17 protein-coding genes and 3 tRNA genes are annotated in these 18,488 nt (G+C 70.6%); 15 read left to right on the forward strand and 5 right to left on the reverse strand.

Annotation, left to right across the window (positions count from 1 at the left end; translation table 11 throughout):
- Window positions 1-93: 93 nt before the first annotated feature.
- The 3 genes from EFJ44_RS08680 (at window position 94) to EFJ44_RS08690 (ending at window position 1,965) form a co-directional block, all read left to right on the forward strand.
- Complete coding sequence (locus EFJ44_RS08680; protein WP_125256781.1) at window positions 94-852, forward strand: M48 family metallopeptidase; 759 nt, start codon at window positions 94-96, stop codon at window positions 850-852.
- 215 nt (window positions 853-1,067) lie between these two features.
- A tRNA-His gene (locus EFJ44_RS08685) sits at window positions 1,068-1,144 on the forward strand.
- 20 nt (window positions 1,145-1,164) lie between these two features.
- Complete coding sequence (locus tag EFJ44_RS08690; protein ID WP_125256782.1) at window positions 1,165-1,965, forward strand: methyltransferase domain-containing protein; 801 nt, start codon at window positions 1,165-1,167, stop codon at window positions 1,963-1,965.
- On the opposite strand, the gene EFJ44_RS08695 is transcribed toward EFJ44_RS08690, so the two are convergent.
- On the reverse strand, window positions 1,847-3,682 hold the full coding sequence (locus EFJ44_RS08695; protein WP_125256783.1) for a patatin-like phospholipase family protein: 1,836 nt from the start codon (window positions 3,680-3,682) through the stop codon (window positions 1,847-1,849). The two genes, EFJ44_RS08690 and EFJ44_RS08695, sit on opposite strands and share 119 nt — an antisense overlap.
- A gap of 98 nt (window positions 3,683-3,780) precedes the next feature.
- On the opposite strand from EFJ44_RS08695, the gene EFJ44_RS08700 reads away from it, so the two are divergent.
- The 3 genes from EFJ44_RS08700 to EFJ44_RS08710 are packed head-to-tail and all read left to right on the forward strand — an operon-like array spanning window position 3,781 to window position 6,797.
- Complete coding sequence (locus EFJ44_RS08700; protein ID WP_125256784.1) at window positions 3,781-4,617, forward strand: hypothetical protein; 837 nt, start codon at window positions 3,781-3,783, stop codon at window positions 4,615-4,617.
- A 37-nt stretch (window positions 4,618-4,654) separates the two neighbouring features.
- Window positions 4,655-6,247 (forward strand): carboxyl transferase domain-containing protein, encoded by a 1,593-nt coding sequence (locus tag EFJ44_RS08705; RefSeq protein WP_125256785.1) that lies wholly within the window; start codon window positions 4,655-4,657, stop codon window positions 6,245-6,247.
- A 52-nt stretch (window positions 6,248-6,299) separates the two neighbouring features.
- Window positions 6,300-6,797, forward strand: a complete 498-nt coding sequence (locus EFJ44_RS08710) for a DUF6438 domain-containing protein (protein ID WP_125256786.1) — start codon at window positions 6,300-6,302, stop codon at window positions 6,795-6,797.
- Window positions 6,798-6,809: 12 nt separating this feature from the next.
- Here EFJ44_RS08710 and EFJ44_RS08715 read toward each other — a convergent pair whose 3' ends face one another.
- On the reverse strand, window positions 6,810-7,172 hold the full coding sequence (locus EFJ44_RS08715; RefSeq protein WP_125256787.1) for a DUF2200 domain-containing protein: 363 nt from the start codon (window positions 7,170-7,172) through the stop codon (window positions 6,810-6,812).
- Window positions 7,173-7,239: 67 nt separating this feature from the next.
- On the opposite strand from EFJ44_RS08715, the gene EFJ44_RS08720 reads away from it, so the two are divergent.
- From EFJ44_RS08720 to EFJ44_RS08730, 3 genes are all read left to right on the forward strand, one after another.
- Window positions 7,240-8,154, forward strand: a complete 915-nt coding sequence (locus EFJ44_RS08720) for an enoyl-CoA hydratase-related protein (protein WP_125256788.1) — start codon at window positions 7,240-7,242, stop codon at window positions 8,152-8,154.
- A gap of 71 nt (window positions 8,155-8,225) precedes the next feature.
- On the forward strand, window positions 8,226-9,563 hold the full coding sequence (locus EFJ44_RS08725) for a C1 family peptidase (protein WP_125256789.1): 1,338 nt from the start codon (window positions 8,226-8,228) through the stop codon (window positions 9,561-9,563).
- Between the two features lie 46 nt (window positions 9,564-9,609).
- Window positions 9,610-11,607 (forward strand): acetyl/propionyl/methylcrotonyl-CoA carboxylase subunit alpha, encoded by a 1,998-nt coding sequence (locus EFJ44_RS08730; protein ID WP_125256790.1) that lies wholly within the window; start codon window positions 9,610-9,612, stop codon window positions 11,605-11,607.
- A gap of 620 nt (window positions 11,608-12,227) precedes the next feature.
- Here the strand turns inward: EFJ44_RS08730 and EFJ44_RS08735 are convergent.
- On the reverse strand, window positions 12,228-12,623 hold the full coding sequence (locus EFJ44_RS08735; protein WP_241209725.1) for a putative quinol monooxygenase: 396 nt from the start codon (window positions 12,621-12,623) through the stop codon (window positions 12,228-12,230).
- A 64-nt stretch (window positions 12,624-12,687) separates the two neighbouring features.
- On the opposite strand from EFJ44_RS08735, the gene EFJ44_RS08740 reads away from it, so the two are divergent.
- From EFJ44_RS08740 to metG, 3 genes are read left to right on the forward strand one after another with little or no spacing between them, the layout of a single operon-like run.
- Window positions 12,688-13,089 (forward strand): DUF1489 family protein, encoded by a 402-nt coding sequence (locus EFJ44_RS08740; protein ID WP_125256791.1) that lies wholly within the window; start codon window positions 12,688-12,690, stop codon window positions 13,087-13,089.
- Between the two features lie 4 nt (window positions 13,090-13,093).
- Window positions 13,094-14,440, forward strand: coding sequence for an MATE family efflux transporter (locus EFJ44_RS08745; protein ID WP_125256792.1), 1,347 nt, complete (start codon window positions 13,094-13,096; stop codon window positions 14,438-14,440).
- Between the two features lie 53 nt (window positions 14,441-14,493).
- Entirely contained in the window at window positions 14,494-16,197 is a 1,704-nt protein-coding gene (gene metG / locus EFJ44_RS08750; protein ID WP_125256793.1) for a methionine--tRNA ligase, read from the forward strand.
- Window positions 16,198-16,230: 33 nt separating this feature from the next.
- Here metG and EFJ44_RS08755 read toward each other — a convergent pair whose 3' ends face one another.
- Window positions 16,231-17,067: a TerC family protein gene (locus EFJ44_RS08755; RefSeq protein WP_125256794.1), complete on the reverse strand. Its 837-nt coding sequence runs from the start codon at window positions 17,065-17,067 to the stop codon at window positions 16,231-16,233.
- Window positions 17,068-17,117: 50 nt separating this feature from the next.
- Window positions 17,118-17,996, reverse strand: a complete 879-nt coding sequence (locus EFJ44_RS08760; protein ID WP_125256795.1) for a TrmH family RNA methyltransferase — start codon at window positions 17,994-17,996, stop codon at window positions 17,118-17,120.
- Between the two features lie 151 nt (window positions 17,997-18,147).
- On the opposite strand from EFJ44_RS08760, the gene EFJ44_RS08765 reads away from it, so the two are divergent.
- The 3 genes from EFJ44_RS08765 to EFJ44_RS08775 all read left to right on the forward strand — a co-directional run.
- Window positions 18,148-18,231: transfer RNA gene (locus tag EFJ44_RS08765), tRNA-Tyr, on the forward strand.
- Between the two features lie 39 nt (window positions 18,232-18,270).
- A tRNA-Gly gene (locus EFJ44_RS08770) sits at window positions 18,271-18,344 on the forward strand.
- Between the two features lie 51 nt (window positions 18,345-18,395).
- On the forward strand, window positions 18,396-18,488 hold a 93-nt coding region (locus EFJ44_RS08775), incomplete at its 3' end, for a GTP-binding protein (RefSeq protein WP_132095103.1).

Here is an 18,488-nt window from a genome sequence, read left to right on the forward strand (position 1 = left end):
TCACCCCGCGGGGCGTTCTTCTTTGGGGCCGGTGCGCGAACCACCTTGGCCGTCCGGCGTTAGGTCGGCAGTCCAATCGCTGGGGAGCCCTTCATGCGCCGCCTGATCCGTCCTGTCCCTCTCGCCGTCGCCGCCTGCGTCGCCGCCCTGTCCGTAGGCGCCTGCGCCTACAACGAGGCCCTAGGCCGCAACCAGCTGCTGATCGTCGACGACGCCGCCCTCCAGCAGCAGGCCGACGCCGCCTGGGCCCAGACGCTGCGCACCCAGCCGGTCTCCCGCGACGCCGCCCTGAACACGCGCGTCCGCACCGTCGGCGGCCGGGTCGTCGAGGCCGCGGGCCTGACCGGCCGGGGTTGGGAATACGCCGTCTTCGTCTCCGACAAGCCGAACGCCTTCGTCCTGCCGTCCGGCAAGATCGGCGTCACCACCTCCCTGCTGTCGCTGGTCCGCAATGACGATCAGCTGGCCGCGGTGCTGGGGCATGAGGTCGGACACGTCGTCGCCCAGCACGCGGCGGAGCGCTACTCCTCGACCGCCCTGACCTCGATCGGCATCCAGGCGGCCCAGGGCGTGGCGGGCGACTATGGCCAGGCCGTGGGCGCCCTTGGCGGCTTCGGCGCCCAGCTGGGCGTGCTGCTGCCCTTCTCGCGCCAGCACGAGCTGGAGGCCGATCGTCTGGGCGTCGACTACATGGTCCGCGCCGGCTACCGCGCCTCTGAATCGATCGCCCTGTGGCGCCTCATGGCGGCGCAGCGCCAGACGAACACCCCCGAGTTCGCGTCCACCCACCCGTCCGACTCCACCCGCATCGCGCAGCTGGAGGCCTACATCCGCGAGCGTGGCTACAGCTGACGATCGGTTTCCGTCCCCATCAGGGGAGGGTGATCGCGAAGCGATCGGGTGGGAGGGACGAGGCGACCGGCCCTCGGAAGCGAGCGTGTCGCGCCCATCCCTCCCACCCGGCCTCGCCTGCGGCTCAGCCACCCTCCCCTGACGGGGAGGGAGATTGCCCACGCCGCTTGATCCCCCCTCCCAACCCCGCTATGTCCGCCCCCTCGCGATGTCGCGCCGCCTTAGCTCAGATGGTTAGAGCGCCGGTTTGTGGAGCCGGAGGTCCTCAGTTCGATCCTGAGAGGCGGTACCATCCTTCCGGGGGACAAGCGCATGACCGCCGCCCCCCGAGACCCGTCATGGGATCCCGACCAGTACGACCGTTTCGAGGCCGAGCGCGACCGCGCTGCGCTCGATCTTCTCGTCCGGCTGCCGCCCGACCTTGAGCCGCGCACGGTCCACGACCTCGGCTGCGGCACGGGCCGTCACGCGGCCCTGCTGAAGCGCCGCTGGCCGGGGGCGGAGGTGCGCGGCCTCGACCGCGATCCCGCCATGCTGGACGCCTGCCGCTCCCGTCCCGAAGGGGTGATCTGGGAGCAGGGGGACGTGGCCGACTGGTCGCCGGATCGCCCGGTCGATCTGATCTTCGCCAACGCCTCCCTGCACTGGGCCCCCGATCATGCGGCCCTGTTCCCGCGGCTCGCCCGCCGCCTGTCGCGAGGCGGCGTGCTCGCTGTGCAAATGCCCATCCAGGCCGGCACGCGGCATCATCAGGTCGTCGCCGAGGTCGCCGCGGACGGGCCATGGGCCGGCCGGCTGGCCCGCCTCGCCCGCGTCCCACGGCCCCTGCTGACGGCCGAGGCCTATCACGATCTGCTGTCTCCGACCTGCGGGGAGGTCGACCTCTGGTCGACCACCTATCTGCATGAGATCCACGGCCCCGACCCGGTTCTGGAGTGGCTGAAGGGCGCCGGTCTGCGGCCTCACCTCGCAGCGCTGGCCGACGATCCCCGGCTCACTCGGGACTTCCTGTCGCGGTTGGGCGCGGCGCTTTCCGACGCCTTCCCGGCACGAGCCGGCGGCGCGGCGCTTCTGCCGTTTCCCCGACTGTTTCTGGTGGCGCGTCGGGGCTGAGCCGCGGACGGCGCAGGTGCGTCACCGGTTCGTCCAGCTCGGCCAGCACGGCCTCGGTCGCGCGGCGACCGGCGTCCACCGCCACGTCGAAGGCCTTCCAGTCGCGGATGTCCATGCCCTCCGGCTCGGGCTGGATCAGCAGATCGGCGCGCGCGCGCGCGTGCTCCAGCTCCGCGTCGGTCGTCAGCGTCGCCGCACGCATCAGCACGCCGACGATCGGGGGCCCGCGCTTCCAGGCGCCCGACGCGATCCACCGCCACCACGAGGGCGGGTTCTTCAGGCCCTGGGGATCCACGCCGCGGGCCTGGCTCATGTCGACGCCGACGATCGGGCCGGCGTTGAACTGGCGCATGACGGCGGTGGGGAAGTTGTCGATGACGGCGCCGTCGACCAGCACCTGACCGTCCTGCACCACCGGCGGCATCACGCCCGGAATGCTGATCGTCGCCCGCATGGCCCGCTTCAGCGAGCCCTGCCGGTGCACCTCGATCCCGCCCCGGGTCAGATTGGTCGACACCGCGAAGAAGGGCAGGGGCATGTTCGACATCTCGACGTCGCCATAGGCCTCGTCCAGCAGCCGCTCGACCTTCCTCGACCGGGTCATGGCCACGATCGGGAAGGTGATGTCCGACAGCGGGTCGGAGTCGACGAAGGCGCGCTTCAGCCGCGCCTCAAGCTCGGCCTGGCTCCAGCCCAGCGCCGGTCCGGCCGCCACGATCGCGCCCATCGACGCCCCGCCGACGAAGTCGAACGGCACGCCCGCCGTCCTCAGCGCGTCGATGGCCCCGACGTGGGCATAGGCCCGCGCCCCGCCGCCCGACAGCACCAGGCCGACGGAGGTCGCCGTCACCACCCGGGCCAGCCGCTCGGCGTCGTTGGCGTCGCCGTCCTGGGCGTGGAACCAGCGCCCGGGATTCACCGCCTTCAGCCACACCGGCGTGTTGGCGGGCCGCGGCATGCGCGGGTCGCGCAGCAGCAGCAGGTCCGTCCGCCGGCGCGACTCCAGCTGCGGATTGTGCGGGATCTTCGAGACGTCGGGTGCCATCAGCGGGTCGCCGACCACGAACAGACGGTCCACCTGCCGCGCGCAAAGGTTCGCCCAGGCCGGCTCGTCGGCCTCGGCGACGTACAGGACGTAATCGTGCGCGTCCTCCACCCGCGTGAACCAGTCCGCGACGCTGGACAGCGCCGAGTGGTCCACCACCTTGCAGGTGAAGCCCATCATCTCGACCGCCGCGCACAGCCGCTCGACGAAGGCGCGGATCGGCCGGGGACGGGCGGAGATGAAGCCGAACACGCTGGGCTCGGTCACCGCGCTCTTCTGGTCGCGCGCCCGCCGGATCATCAGTCGCGACAGTTCGACCATCAGGTCGGGGTGGCTGCGCGCCGTCTCGAAGAAGGCGTCACGGGGCAGGGCCAGGATCTCGCTGTCTCGCAACGCGACCACCTCGGCCGTGTGCGACGTGCCCGCCAGCATGGCCATCTCGCCCACCGGCTCGCCCGGTCGCACCACGCCCAGGAACTGCGGCGTCTCCCCGTCTCCGCCGAACACGCCCAGCCGCCCGGCGCGCAGCAGATACAGGGTGTCGGCCGGATCGCCCTCGGCGAACAGCCGCTCGCCCCCGGTCAGCGCGAACCAGCTGGCGCGGCTTGCCGCCTCCCGCGCGAACAGGTCGTGCAGGGCGGCGTCCAGCGTGTCGCGGCGCGTGGGACTCATCGGGGCACTATTGCAGATTCCGCGGCGGGGTCACGAACGGTCAGGCTGGCCTCCGACCGATGCGTGTAGGGTGCGCGCGGAACAACGGAGGGAACGTCATGCGGTTCATCGCCATCGTCGCCATGGGGGCCCTGGCCCTGTCGGCCTGCGCCACCCCTCAGCCGCCGCTGCCGGAGCCGCCGCTGCCGGAGCCGCCGCTGCCGTGGGGCCGGGGCGTGGTCGACGCCGCCGGCTGCCCTCGCGAGGACGGCGGTCTGATGTTGGGGACGAGTCCGGCGATTGCCCGCCAGGGAACGGAGCTCACCCTGCACCCCATGCTGTACCGGGGGCCCATGGGGCCGCTGGATGTTCCGGTCGCCTGCCTCAGCGACGTCGCCGTCGGCCCTGCGGGCGCGGCGACGCTGTCGGCGGACCGAACGCGCCTGACCATTTCGCCCCAGGCCGCACCGGGCGCCGTCGTCACGGTCACCGCCCGCTTCCATGACGAGGTGGGCCGGCACGAGATCCGCGTCGTCGGGCGCGACGAGGTGGTCCTGACCGGGACGTGGCGACAGGATCGGGTCAAATGCGATCCGGGCCGGACGCCCGGCGAGCCGGTGCGTGAGCTGCGCATAGACGACAAGGGCACGTTCGGGGTCACCTATCAGCCGTTCGAGAGCTACACGGATTTCTGGGGCGATCTGACCTTCGAGCCGTCCACCGGCGTGGTGGTCATGACCCGCACGGGCGGCAACTTCACACCGCAGATTCTTGATGGGGAGGGCGTCGCCCGGCTGGACGGCGAGCGCCGCCTTGTCCTCGAAGGCGTCTATCTCGGAGACCGCAACGAGCGGAACTTCGAGCCCCGGGTCGACGACAAGGGCCAGTTCGTCGTCAATCCCGACGGGAGCCTGATCGTCGACCGTCCCGTCTGCACCTACGAGTTCGTGCGCTAGGCTTGGCGACCGCCGCTCCCCCGCCTAAACCCGGCGCATGCCCAAGCTGACGTCCGCCATCGACACGACCAGCCCCGCCTTCCGGGCGCTGGACGCCCACAACCGCGCCCTTCGCGACGAGCTGCGCGCCCGCGTGGCCGCGGCCGCCCGCGGCGGCTCGGACAAGGCGCGGGATCGCCACACCGCGCGCGGCAAGCTGCTGCCCCGCGACCGGGTCGAACGCCTGCTCGACCCCGGCTCGCCCTTCCTGGAGATCGGCCAGCTGGCCGCCTTCGGCATGTACGGCGACGAGGCGCCCGGCGCCGGCATGATCTGCGGCATCGGCCGCGTCTCGGGCCGCGAGGTCATGATCGTCGCCAACGACCCGACGGTGAAGGGCGGCGCCTACTTCCCCATGACGGTGAAGAAGCACCTCCGGGCCCAAGAGATCGCCGAGCAGAACCGTCTGCCCTGCGTCTATCTGGTCGATTCCGGCGGGGCCAATCTGCCGCACCAGGCCGAGGTCTTCCCCGACCGCGACCACTTCGGCCGCATCTTCTTCAACCAGGCCCGCATGTCGGCCCGCGACATCCCCCAGATCGCCTGCGTCATGGGATCGTGCACCGCCGGCGGCGCCTACGTCCCCGCCATGTCGGACGAGACGGTCATCGTCCGCAATCAGGGCACCATCTTCCTGGCCGGCCCGCCGCTGGTGAAGGCCGCCACCGGCGAGGTCATCTCGGCCGAGGAACTGGGCGGCGCCGAGACGCACAGCCGCCGCTCCGGCGTCGTCGACCACGTGGCCGAGAACGACGAGCACGCGCTGGAGATCGTGCGGTCGATCGTCGCCAACCTGAACACCGTCAAGGACGTGCCGCTGGACGTGCGCGAGCCGCGCGCCCCCGCCCTGTCGGCCGAGGACCTGTACGGCATCATCCCCGACGACGTCCGCGCCCCCTATGACGTGCGAGAGGTCATCGCCCGCACCGTCGACGGCTCGGACTTCGACGAGTTCAAGCGCGACTACGGCGCGACCCTGGTCTGCGGCTTCGCCCGCATCTGGGGCTATCCGGTCGCCATCCTGGCCAACAACGGCGTGCTGTTCTCCGAAAGCGCGCTGAAGGGCGCCCACTTCATCCAGCTGGCCTGCAAGCGGAAGATCCCGCTGGTCTTCCTGCAGAACATCTCGGGCTTCATGGTCGGCGGGAAGTACGAGGCCGAAGGCATCGCCAAGAACGGCGCCAAGCTGGTCACCGCCGTCGCCTCGGCCGAGGTTCCCAAATTCACCGTCCTGATCGGCGGCAGCTTCGGGGCCGGCAACTACGGCATGTGCGGCCGCGCCTATTCCCCCCGCTTCCTCTTCACCTGGCCCAACAGCCGGATCAGCGTCATGGGCGGCGAACAGGCCGCCAGCGTGCTCGCCACCGTCCACCGTGACGCCGAGACCTGGAGCCCGGAGGACGCCGAAGCCTTCAAGGCCCCGATCCGCCAGAAGTACGAGGACGAGGGCAACCCCTATTACGCCACCGCCCGCCTCTGGGACGACGGCGTCATCGACCCGGTCCAGACCCGCGACGTGCTGGGCCTCGCGATCTCGGCGAGCCTGAACGCGCCCATCCCGGAGACGGACTTCGGCGTGTTCAGGATGTGATGGGCGAAGGACCGACAATCGAACACCTTCGGAACCCCAGTACTTTGAGCTGATGCGGCGGGAGATCGATCAGGTGGTGAAGCATCTGCTTATCGTCGCCGTGCTCACTGGCTTGGCGTCATGCGCGACCGTCGGCGACGAGCTCGCTGCAGAGCCCGGGCACGACGTCATCCGCGTTTCCGTGGGCCCTTGCTACGGCCCATGTCCGATCTACGACCTTGTTATCGCCTCCAACGGTGTGGCTCGCTTCCGCGCTAGAACTTTCCAGCGCGCCGGACGCGTCCAGACCCGAGTTGTGGGCGTCGAACGCTATGAGGCCGTCGCAACCGCATTGGCGGCATACCGCCCTCCGAATACGTTGCCACCATGTGGCGAAGGATGGACCGACGCCCAAGAGTACACCATCACTTGGACGGACCGATCAGGGGAAACCGTCCAGCTGGATCACTACAGCGGCGACGGTTGTCCCGAGTCGGAAGCGTTGACGGATGTGCTTCTCACGATCCCGACAGTGGCGGGGGTTGCGGATTTGGTCCGGAAGCCCGCGTAGCGTCGCGCCACCTCACCCCGCCCGCAACACCTTCTCCATCGCCTTCCCCTTGCCGACCTCGTCGACCAGTTTGTCCAGCCGCCGCAGCTCCTGCATGAACGGGTCAGCGATCTCCTCCACCCGGTGGCCGCAGATCACGCCGGTCACCAGCGTGCGGTTCGGGTTCATCGCCGGGGCGCGGTCGAAGAAGTCCTGGAACGTCGTGCCGTCGGCCAGCAGGGCGTCCACCTGCGCCTGCGAATAGCCCGTCAGCCAGCGGATCGCCTGATCCACCTCCGCCCGCCCGCGCCCCGCCTTCGCGGCCTTGTTCACGTAATGCACGTGCACGCTGGCCACGCTGGTCCTGCGGATGCGCTCCTCGGCCTTGGTCGCCATGGTCGAGCTTCCCTGTCCCCTTCGCCCCTCCACGCGTTATAGGCGAGGCAAGCGCAGGAGACGAACCATGGCCCAGAAACCCGACGTGACCCCCACCGACGCCGACCTCGACGCCCTGGACGTCACCGACGCCGAGGCCGCCGAGATCAACGCCATCGCCCATCCCCTGGTCGCCGACCCGGCCCCTGACGCGAACGACGATCTGGTCCAGATCCGCTCCACCGCCGACGGCGTGGTGTTCGTGACGATCAACCGGCCGCAGAAGAAGAACGCCTTCGACGCCGCGACCATCGCCGCCCTGCGCGAGGCGTTCGAGACCCTGCACGGCGCCGACCACGTGCGCCTCGTCTTCCTGCGCGGCGCGGGCGGGACCTTCTGCGCCGGGGCCGATCTCGAATGGATGCGCGACGCCGTCGACTGGTCCGAGAGCGACAACCGCGACGACGCCATGGGTCTGGCGAAGATGCTCAAGGCCCTGCACGACGTCCCGGCGCTGACGGTGGCGCTGGTCGAGGGGGCGGCCATGGGCGGGGGCGCCGGCCTGGTCGCCGCCTGCGACATGGCCGTGGCGGTCAAGGGGGCGAAGTTCGCCTTCAGCGAGGTCAGGCTGGGCCTGATCCCCGCCACCATCGCCCCCTATGTGGTCGAGGCCGTCGGCCCCCGCGCCGCGCGGCGCCTGTTCGCCACCGCCGAACTGTTCGACGCCGACGCCGCCCGCGACTTCGGCCTGATCGACCGCGTCCTGCCTTCCGCCGACGCCCTCGACGACCTGATCGCCGAACTCTCGACCGCCATGCGCGCTGTCGCCCCCGGCGCCGTCGGCGACGCTAAGCGCCTCGTCCACCACGTCGCCGGCCACAAGCTGGACTCCGGCCTGATGGACGACACGGCCCGCCGCATCGCCCGCGCCCGCGTCTCCGACGAGGGCCAGGAAGGCGTCCGCGCCTTCCTCGACAAGCGCAAGCCTCGCTGGGCGGAGTGAGTCAGATAACGTCGGTTGCGCGATCCTGACGCCGTGACATAGTCGCCGTGGACGAGGGGAGGGCGACGAACATGACTCGCACCGGCATCGCGCTGTTGGCCTTGATCGGGGCGGCGCTGGGCGCGCCCGCGGCGGCCCAGGATCGACCCACCGGCCTCCAGTTCGTCCCTCGCGCCGAGTATCAGTCCATTCCCTTGGCGTCCCGCCCGTTCGCCGGCGAGGACCTGCCCGCATCGGTGGACCTGTCCCAGTACATGCCCCCGCCCGGAGACCAGGGCGACCAGAATTCCTGCGTCGGCTGGGCCGTCGCCTATGCGGTCAAAAGCTATCAGGAGCAGCGCGAGCTGCGCTGGAGCTTTTTCGAGGGCGGCAGCCTGAAGCAGGAGCGGATCTTCAGCCCCTCCTACGTCTACAATCAGATCAACAACGGCATGAACGTCGGGACCCTGTTCCCGCACGCGCTGAACCTCGTGGCCGAGCACGGCGCGGCGCCGCTCAGCTCCATGCCCTATTCGCGCTATGACGCCCAGGTGTCGGCCAACGCCCATGCGGCGGCCAAGCGCTACCGCATCGACACCTGGCGCACGGTCAACGCCCAGGCGCCGATGGAGGTGAAGGCCCAGATCGCGGCCGGCTTTCCCGTCATGATCGGCGCCGAGGTCGACGAGGGGTTCTCACGCCTGTCCGGCGCCCAGATGTGGCGCGCGCATGAGGGCGCGGTGAAGGGCGGCCACGCCATGGTCGTCGTCGGCTACGACGACGCCCGCAAGGCCTTCCGCCTGATCAACTCCTGGGGCACGGGCTGGGGCGACGGCGGCTACGTCTGGGTCACATACGAGCATTTCGTCCGTGTGGTGCGCGAGGCCTACGTCGCCCTCGACGCGAAGAATGGACCGGCCGACGGTCCCACGGTGGTCCCCGGGCCGGCGCCCACGCCCCAGCCCCCGACCAACGTTCAGCCGGTTCAACCGCCCGCCGCCGCCGCCGGCATCGTCGTCAACCAGATGGTGCACAACCAGGTCAACCCGATGTTCGGCCCCGGGGTGATGATCCACGGCGTCGTCCAGGTTCCGCCCGGCGTGCAGGGACTGGGGCAGGTCATCCTGACGGTGACCTATCAGAACGGCCAGCCGGTGCCGGGGCTGAACCCGGCGTTCGTCCTGCCCAACGGCCAGGCGGCGACCGCAGCAGGTCAGGGCGGCCAGGTCATGCTGTCGAACCAGCCCCAGACCATCCCCTGGTCGGCCTTCCTGCCCTACTGCGCCCTCGGCGTGCCCAAGGGGCAGATGTGCCTGAACTTCCCGATCGGGCCGCCGCAGACCAGCCTGCTGACGCTCAGGCCGGTGTTCTTCATCAACGGCTTCGGAGTCGCCGAAGGTCAGCCGCAGAACTGGACGCTGATCCTCTGACGCCGGGGCGGTGGCGCGTTCCCGGCGGCCACGCTAGGAACGCGACATGTTCAAGTCCGTCCTGGTCGCCAATCGCGGCGAGATCGCCTGCCGCGTCTTCCGCACCGCCCGCCGCATGGGCGTCCGCACCATCGCGGTCTATTCCGAGGCTGACGCCGACGCCCTGCACGTGCGCGAGGCGGACCAGGCCGTCCTGATCGGCCCGGCTCCGGCGCGCGACAGCTATCTGGTCGCCGAAAAGGTGCTGCAGGCCGCGAAAGACACGGGCGCGGAGGCGATCCACCCCGGCTACGGCTTCCTGTCTGAAAACGCCGACTTCGCCGAGGCCGTCGAGGCCGCGGGCCTCATCTGGATCGGGCCGAAGCCGCACTCCATCCGCGCCATGGGCCTGAAGGACGCGGCCAAGAAGCTGATGATCGAGGCCGGCGTGCCCGTCACCCCCGGCTATCAGGGCGAGGACCAGTCGATCGGGACCCTGTCCGCCGAGGCGCAGCGCATCGGCTTCCCCGTCCTGATCAAGGCCGTCGCCGGCGGCGGCGGCAAGGGCATGAAGCTGGTCGAGCGGGCCGAGGACTTCGCCGACGGCCTGGCCAGCGCCCAGCGCGAGGGCCAGTCCTCCTTCGGCGACCCGCGCGTCCTGATCGAGAGCTACATCACCCGCCCGCGCCACATCGAGGTGCAGGTCTTCGGCGACGGCAAGGGCGAGGTCGTCCACCTGTTTGAACGCGACTGCAGCCTCCAACGCCGCCACCAGAAGGTTATCGAGGAGGCGCCGGCCCCCGGCATGGACGCGGCCACCCGCGACGCCGTCACCGCCGCCGCCGTCCGCGCCGCGAAAGCCGTCGACTACCGCGGCGCCGGCACAATCGAGTTCATCGCCGACGCCTCGGACGGCCTGCGCGCCGACCGCATCTGGTTCATGGAGATGAACACCCGCCTGCAGGTGGAGCACCCGGTCACCGAGGCCATCACCGGCGTCGATCTGGTCGAATGGCAGTTCCGCGTGGCGGCGGGCGAGCCGATCCCGCTGAAGCAGGAGGAACTGTCGATCAAAGGCTGGGCCATGGAGGCCCGCCTCTACGCCGAGGACCCCGCCACCGGCTTCCTGCCCAGCATCGGCAAGCTGGAACACTTCCGCCTGCCGGAAGACGGCGTCCGCGTCGACACCGGCGCCTATGAGGGCGGCGAGGTCAGCCAGTTCTACGACCCCATGATCGCCAAGCTGATCGTGCACGAGGACACGCGCGAGGCCGCCGCCGCGGCGCTGGCCGACGCCTGCGCCCAGGTCGAGGTCTGGCCCGTCCGCACCAACGCCGGCTTCCTCGTGCGGTGCCTGGAGCACCCCCGCTTCGTCTCCGGCGACGGCGACACCGGCTTCATCGCGGCGGAGGGGGAGGGGCTCATCCCATCCGCGCCGTCGCACGCTGCAGCCACCGCCGCCTTGGTGCTTGCGGCGGATGGCCAGCACTTTGGCCCGCACGGATCTAGCGGTTCCCCGTGGGAGTCGGACGCCGATGGCATCATGGGCTTTCGGATGAACGCCGCCTCGCGGTCGCGCTTCTCCGCAGTGGTGGGCGGCCGGGTGATCGACGGTTCGGTCCTGTCGAATCAGAGTGGTGACCTTGCTTGGCGCGTATCAGTCGGAGACCGCGAGCCGGTCTTGGCTCGACGTGACTACCGGAGCGTGGTCGTCGCCAAGGACGTGTCGGTCGGATGGGCAGAAAGTGGCGGGGAAAACCTGGGCGTCCTGTTCGATCGTGGTTCCGCTTGGCTCGTCGATAAGGTTCAGTGGACGGGCAATCATGGCTCCGCCGCCGCCTCCGACGGCGCCCTGCGCGCCCCCATGCCCGGCAAGATCGTCTCCGTCCCGGTCAAGGCCGGCGAGGCCGTGACCAGGGGCCAGCCCGTCGTGGCGCTGGAGGCCATGAAGATGGAGCACGCCCTGACCGCCCCCTTCGACGGCGTGGTCGAATCGATCGACGTGACCCCCGGCGACCAGGTCGCCGCCGACGCCGTCCTGGCGGTGGTGAAGGCCAAGGACTGAAATTCCTTCTCCCTCCCCGTCAGGGGAGGGTGGCGAGCGAAGCGAGACGGGTGGGAGGGGCGCGGCTGGACGACCTCCGCAGCCCGGGCGCACCTCGCCCTGCCCCTCCCACCCGTCGGCTGCGCCGACACCCTCCCTCAAGAGGGAGGGAACACGCCGGCCGCCCCCGCGTCGTTGTGACGACCCGCGCCGATTTTCCTTGGTTGATCAGCCCCTCGCACGATCCAGGCGCTTTTCGCCGACGTCACCTGAAGGGTCCGCCACACTCCCTTCGTCCCGTCGCACTGGAGGGCTCGTGAGGCCTGCGACCTTGCGGCGGCGGGAGCGTGTGGAGCGGGGCTCGCCGTCTTCGGGCGTCGAGGCCGACGGGTCTCACCAAGAGATGAGGTCCGGCAAGGGTCAGGGGGAATACCTGGACCGTTCCGGCAGGCGTCGCAGGACGCCGCCGCCCGCCGGAGGCGATCGCGGTAAGGCGCGAACAGCGCCACCCGACGCGGACTTCCGTCAAATCCATGCGCGCGGAGCGTCACGCGAAGCCGAAACGGCAAAACACATCTTCTCCGGGCTCCGCGCCCGGCGCTCCGCCAGTCCTCCGACTCCGCGTGAAGGCGACGGGGCGCTCAGCCGTGTCCGGCGGGCGCGCCCAGTCCGACCCCGCCGACCGGCGTCGTCGTGATCGCGTCGGAGAAGTCGGCGATCAGCGGAAGACCCTTCTGGATCGCCGTCTTCACCTCGGGGACCTGCAGCGACGCCCGGTGCGCGGCCTCGTCGGTCCAGACTTCGGTGACCCAGATCGCGTCGGCGTCCTGCGGATCGTGCGCCACGACGTAGCTGAGACAGCCGGGCATCCGCCCCAGCCCCTCCAGCAGGATCGCCGTCAGCTCGTCCCGCTTGCCGGCGTAGGCCGTCATCTTGCCGATCAGTCCGTACATCGTCCCCTCCGCGCGCGCCGGCGGGCCCAGTCCCAAGGTCGCCAGACCCGCCGCTCCCGCCAGAAATCCGCGCCTGCTGGTCATCGTCGCACGATAGCGCATGCCGCCCCTTGGCGCCGCGCCAATTCGGGGCCAGATGCGCGCTCCCATGTCGTCGCTCCACCTCATCAAACTGTGCGTCGGCGTCTCCGACGTCGACTGGCTGGAGCGCCGCGCGGCGAACGGCAAGCCGCTGGTCGTGCACACCCGCATGACGCCGAAGCGCGCGCAGGAGGTGGAGGAGGGCGGCTCCCTCTACTGGGTCATCAAAGGCACGGTCGCCTGCCGCCAGCCGATCCGCGAGATCGTCACCCGGGGCGAGGGCAAGGCCAGCCGCTGCGAGATCCTGCTGGAGCCTCAGGTCATCCGCACCGCGCCGCTGGGCCGCCGGCCCTTCCAGGGCTGGCGCTATCTTCAGGGCAAGGACGCGCCCGCCGACCTGACCCAGGCCGGCGTCACCGACCTGCCGGAAAATCTGGTCCGCGAACTGCGCGACCTGGGCGCCTGGTGATCCCATGGCCCTGCTGAGCGCACCCTCCCGCGCCGCGACGCGCGACCTCGCCCGACTGGCCTGGCCGGTCGTCATGGCCCGCCTCGGCGTCATGACCATGGGTCTGACCGACGCCATCGTGGTCGGCAACTACGCCTCGCGCGAGCTGGCCTTCCACTCCCTCGCCTGGGCTCCGACCTCCGTGGTCCTGACCACGGCCGTCGGCCTGATGATGGGCGTTCAGGTCATGGCCGCCCGCATGCTGGGCGAGGGCCGGCCGCAGGACGTCGGCGCCGTGCTGCGCCGGGGGATCGCCTTCGCCCTTCGGATCGGTTTCGGCTCGGCCCTGCTGCTGATCCTGCTCGGCCCCGTCGGCCTGCGCGCCGCCGGGCTGGAGCCCGGCCTGGCCGAAGGCGCCTCGCCCGCCCTGATCGTGTTCTCGCTGTCGCTGCCCTTCTACCTGCTCTCCGCGACCGCCCAGCTGTTCATCGAGGCGCTGGGCAAGCCGAAGATGAGCATGGCCGCCATCTGGGTCGCCAACGTCGTCAACCTCGGCCTCAACCTGCTGCTCGTGCCCGACCTGATGGGCCTCGGCGTCAACGGCGCCGTCGCCTCCGCCTGGGCCACCTTCGGCGCCCGCGCCGCGCTGGCGGCCTTCCTGCTGATCTACATCCTGCGCCTGCCCGAAGCGCGGGCGCTGGGCATCTTCACCCGGCCGCGCCCCGACCCCGCCGCCGCGCGCGAGCAGCTGAAGATCGGCGCCGGCGCCGGCTCCAGCTATTTCATCGAGGTCACGGCCTTCGCCGCCATGACGCTGTTCGCCGGCCGCCTGGGCGCGAACGAGACCGCCGCCTGGGCGGTCGTCCTCAACGTCTCGGCCATCGTCTTCATGATCCCGATGGGTCTGTCGTCCGCCACGGCCGTGCTGGTCGGCAGGGCCTACGGCGGCGCCGACGGCCGCGGCGTGCTGCGCGCCGGCCTGATCGGGGTCGGGATGGTCGCCGCCGTGACCCTGCTGATCGCGCTCCTCGTCTGGCCGGGCGCCGCCCTGGTGGTCGGGGCCTATGGCCGCGATCCTGCTCTGCTGGCCATCGCGGTCCCGGCCCTGATCCTCGCCACGCTCTTCTTCGTGGCCGACGGGATCCAGGTCGTCGCCGCCCAGGCCAACCGCGCCGCCGGCGACGTCTGGTGGCCCACGATCATGCACTTCACCGCCTACGGCGCGATCATGATGCCGCTGGGCTGGTGGCTCGCGCCCCGCTTCGGCGTCGACGGTCTGGTCTGGGCCGTCATCGTCGCCAGCCTGGTCTCGGCGACGCTCCTGACCGGCCGCTTCGTGCGCATCGCGCGGCGGCTGGCCCCGACGGCGTGACGGCGAAGGTCAACGCCTCTATATCCGACGCCTCCCCTCGAAACCGGACTCCCATGGCCCGCATCCTCGTCACCTCGGCGCTGCCCTACATCAACGGCATCAAGCACCTCGGGAACCTGGCGGGCTCGATGCTGCCGGCCGACGTGTGGAGCCGGTTCAAACGGGCCCAGGGGCACGACGTCCTCTACATCTGCGCCACCGACGAGCACGGCACCCCGGCCGAACTGGCCGCCGCCGCGGCCGGTCAGGACGTCCGCACCTACTGCGACGAGCAGCACGAGATCCAGAAGCGGGCGGGCGAGGCCTTCGGACTCAGCTACGACTGGTTCGGCCGCAGTTCGAACGAACCCAACCGCCGCCTGACCCAGCATTTCGCCAACGTGCTGGAGGCGAACGGCTTCATCGAGGAGCGGGTGGATCGCATGATCTACTCCGTCGACGACGCCCGCTTCCTGCCCGACCGCTACGTCGAGGGCACCTGTCCGCACTGCGGCCACGTCGGCGCGCGGGGCGACCAGTGCGACAACTGCGGCCGCCTGCTGGACCCGACCGACCTGATCGAACCGTATTCCGCCGTGTCGGGCAGCCGGAACCTGGAGGTCCGCGACACGCGCCATCTCTATCTGCTGCAGACGAAGCTGGAAGGCGCCATCCGCGACTGGATCGGGTCGAAGTCGGGCTGGCAGACGCTGGCGAAGTCCATCGCGCTGAAGCATCTCGACGAAGGCCTGATCGACCGCGGCATCACCCGCGACCTCAAGTGGGGCGTTCCCGTCGTGGGCGCCGACGGCGGACCGCGTCCGGGCATGGAAGGCAAGGTCTTCTACGTCTGGTTCGACGCCCCCATCGAGTACGTCGGCGCGACGGAAGAATGGGCCGACGCGACGTGCGGCGACTGGAAGTCGTGGTGGCGGCTGGACGAGGGCGCGGACGACGTCCGCTACGTCCAGTTCATGGGCAAGGACAATGTCGCCTTCCACACCGTCAGCTTCCCCGCGACGATCCTCGGCTCCGGCGAGCCGTGGAAGACCGTCGACCAGCTGAAGGCGTTCAACTGGCTGAACTGGTACGGCGGCAAGTTCTCGACCAGCCAGAAGCGCGGCGTCTTCATGGACCAGGCGCTGGAGCTGCTGCCCGCCGACTACTGGCGCTGGCACCTGACCGCCTATGGGCCGGAGCACTCGGACACCGCCTTCACCTGGGAGCAGTTCCAGGGCGCGGTGAACAAGGATCTGGCCGACGTGCTGGGCAATTTCGTCAACCGCATCGTCAAGTTCACCGAGGCGAAGTTCGACGGCGTCGTCCCCGACGGCGGCGAGCCGGGGCCGGTGGAGGCGCAGCTGGACGCCGACCTGCGCGCCACGATCGCCGAGGCGACCGAACAGTTCGAGGCGATGGAGTTCCGCAAGGCCGCCGCGGCGGTCCGCGCCGCCTGGGTGCTGGGCAATGAGTACCTTCAGGTCGCCGCGCCGTGGACCGCGCTGAAGACCGACCGCGACCTCGCCGCCGTGGGCGTCCGCACCGGCCTGAACCTCGTCGCCCTGTTCGCCCGCCTCGCCGCGCCGATCCTGCCGTTCTCGGCGGAGAAGATCGCGGCGTCCGTCGGCGCGACCGACCTCAGCTGGCCCGCCGCGGACGAGGCGTGGCTGGACGCGATCCCGGCCGGCCGTTCCGTCGCTCACCAGGGCGTCCTGTTCGCCAAGATCGAGGACGCCCAGGTCGCCGCGTGGGCCGAACGCTTCGGCGGCGCCGCATAGAAGAAGGGCCCGGATCGCTCCGGGCCCGTTCGGTCATCGTGCGGGCACGTCCACCGGCTGCGGCGCGTCCGTCGGCCGGCCCGGCGTCGGCGGCGCGGGCAGGGCGCTGTCCTCGGACCGCATCCCCTTCAGATGCTTGGCCACCTCGGCCTCGGGGATGTCCAGGAAGCCCGGCGCCGCGGCGTTGTAGGGCTCCAGATTCCCGGTCCGCACCACCACCGAGCGATAGCCGTCCCAGATCATGTGCAGGGCGACGTACAGCACGATGGCCAGACCGACGTAGGCGATCCAGCGGTGCCTGGTCAGCATCTTCGCGATGAAGGTCGCCGCCACGCCCATCAGGGCGATCGACAGCACGAGGCCGAACACCATGATCCACGGATGGGCGTGCGCCGCGCCGGCCACCGCGAGCACGTTGTCCAGCGACATGGTCACGTCGGCGATCATGATCTGCAGCAGGGCGGCGCCGAAGCTCTTGCGCTTCAGGCCCAGCTCCTCCGGCGACGGCCCCTTGCCGTGCTCGATCTGCATGGCCAGCTCCAGCTCGCGCTCGGCCTCGGCCTGATCGTGCGTCGCCTGTTCGCGCAGTTCGCGCCACATCTTCCAGCACACCCACAGCAGCAGGAAGCCGCCCGCCAGCAGCAGGCCGACGATGGCCAGAAGCTGGACCGTGATCAGGGCGAAGCCGATGCGCATCAAGACGGCGGCGGCCAGACCGATCAGGATGGCCTTGCGGCGCTGTTCGGCCGGCAGGGCGGCGGCGGCCAGACCCACGGCCACGGCGTTGTCGCCCGCCAGCACGAGGTCGATCATCAGCACCTGACCGAGGGCGGTCAGGGCGGCGGGAGTGAAGAGTTCGGCGAAATCCATGGGCGGGCTCTAGGGCAGGGCGGGGCGTTCACGCAAGCCGTGGCGGCGCGTCAGGTTCCGCGCCGGGGCCGCGTCGCCTCATAAAGCGCCACGGCGGCGGCGTTGGACACGTTCAGGCTCTCGAATCCCCCCGGCATGGGGATGCGCGCCAGCGCGTCGCAGTGCTCGGCCACCAGCCGGCGGATGCCGTCGCCCTCCGACCCCATGACCAGCACGGTCGGGCCGCCGTCCAGGGCGTCGGCCAGATCCACGTCGGTGTTCCCGTCCAGACCCACGGCGCGCCAGCCGGCGTCGGCCAGCGTCTCCAGCGCCCGGCTCAGATTGACGACGCGCGCGTGAGGCAACCGCTCCGTCGCCCCGACGGCCGCCTTGGCCAGCGCCCCCGCCAGCGCCGGCGAATGCCGGTCCTGCACCACGACGCCGCGCGCGCCGAAGGCGAGCGCCGAGCGGAAGATGGCCCCGACGTTCTGCGGGTCGGTGATCTGGTCCAGCATCACGATCACGCCCTGCGCCGGTTCCGCCAGTTCGGCCAGCGGCACGCCCTCCAGCGGCGCGATCCTGAACACGAAGCCCTGGTGCACGGCGCCGGGCGGCAGGAGGCGCGCGATCTCGGCTCCCTCCATGACCTCGGCCCGGTGACCGTGAGGCGCCAGTCCGCCGGCCTCGATCTCCGCGGCCCGCTCCGGGGTGGCGATCAGCCGGCCCATCCCCTTGCGCGCGGGATTCGCCAACGCCGCCAGAACGGGGTGCCGGCCCCACAGAAGATGGTCGGGATCGACCTTGCCCCGCGCCGCCCGCGGCCCCTCGGCGCGGCGCGCGCCGTCGCTGTCGCGGCCTTTGGCGGCGGCCTTTTCCGGCCCGCTCGCGGGGCCTTTCGGACGGCCCGAAAAGGCCCTGTTCCGGTCGTTGCGTTCGCGTTTCGACGACACTATAAGACGCGCTCCGATTTGGGGCCCCTAGGGTTTTCCGGGTCCGGCGCCCCTCTAAACCAGGCGTCGCGGGATGCCGAGGCCTTTCGTCCGACGTCGCTTCCGGTCCGCCGGAAACGCCCCGGACGCCCGATGAGGTTCTCGACGCGCTGGGGGAATGTCCCGAGCGGCAAAGGGGGCGGACTGTAAATCCGCTGCGTAAGCTTCGCAGGTTCGAGTCCTGCTTCCCCCACCACGCGTCGAAGACCTGATCTGGCGGCGCTCCGAAGCGAACGCGGGTATAGCACAATGGTAGTGCAGCAGCCTTCCAAGCTGAGGATGTCGGTTCGATCCCGTCTACCCGCTCCAGATTTTGAACGCTGACAACCGCCCACCTTCCGGGCCGCAGGAGTTTTGGCCATGGCCAAGGAAAAGTTCGAACGCACGAAGCCGCACTGCAACATCGGCACGATCGGTCACGTGGATCACGGCAAGACGACGCTGACGGCGGCG

The organism is Brevundimonas fluminis (assembly GCF_003934285.1).
Classification (GTDB): domain Bacteria; phylum Pseudomonadota; class Alphaproteobacteria; order Caulobacterales; family Caulobacteraceae; genus Brevundimonas; species Brevundimonas fluminis.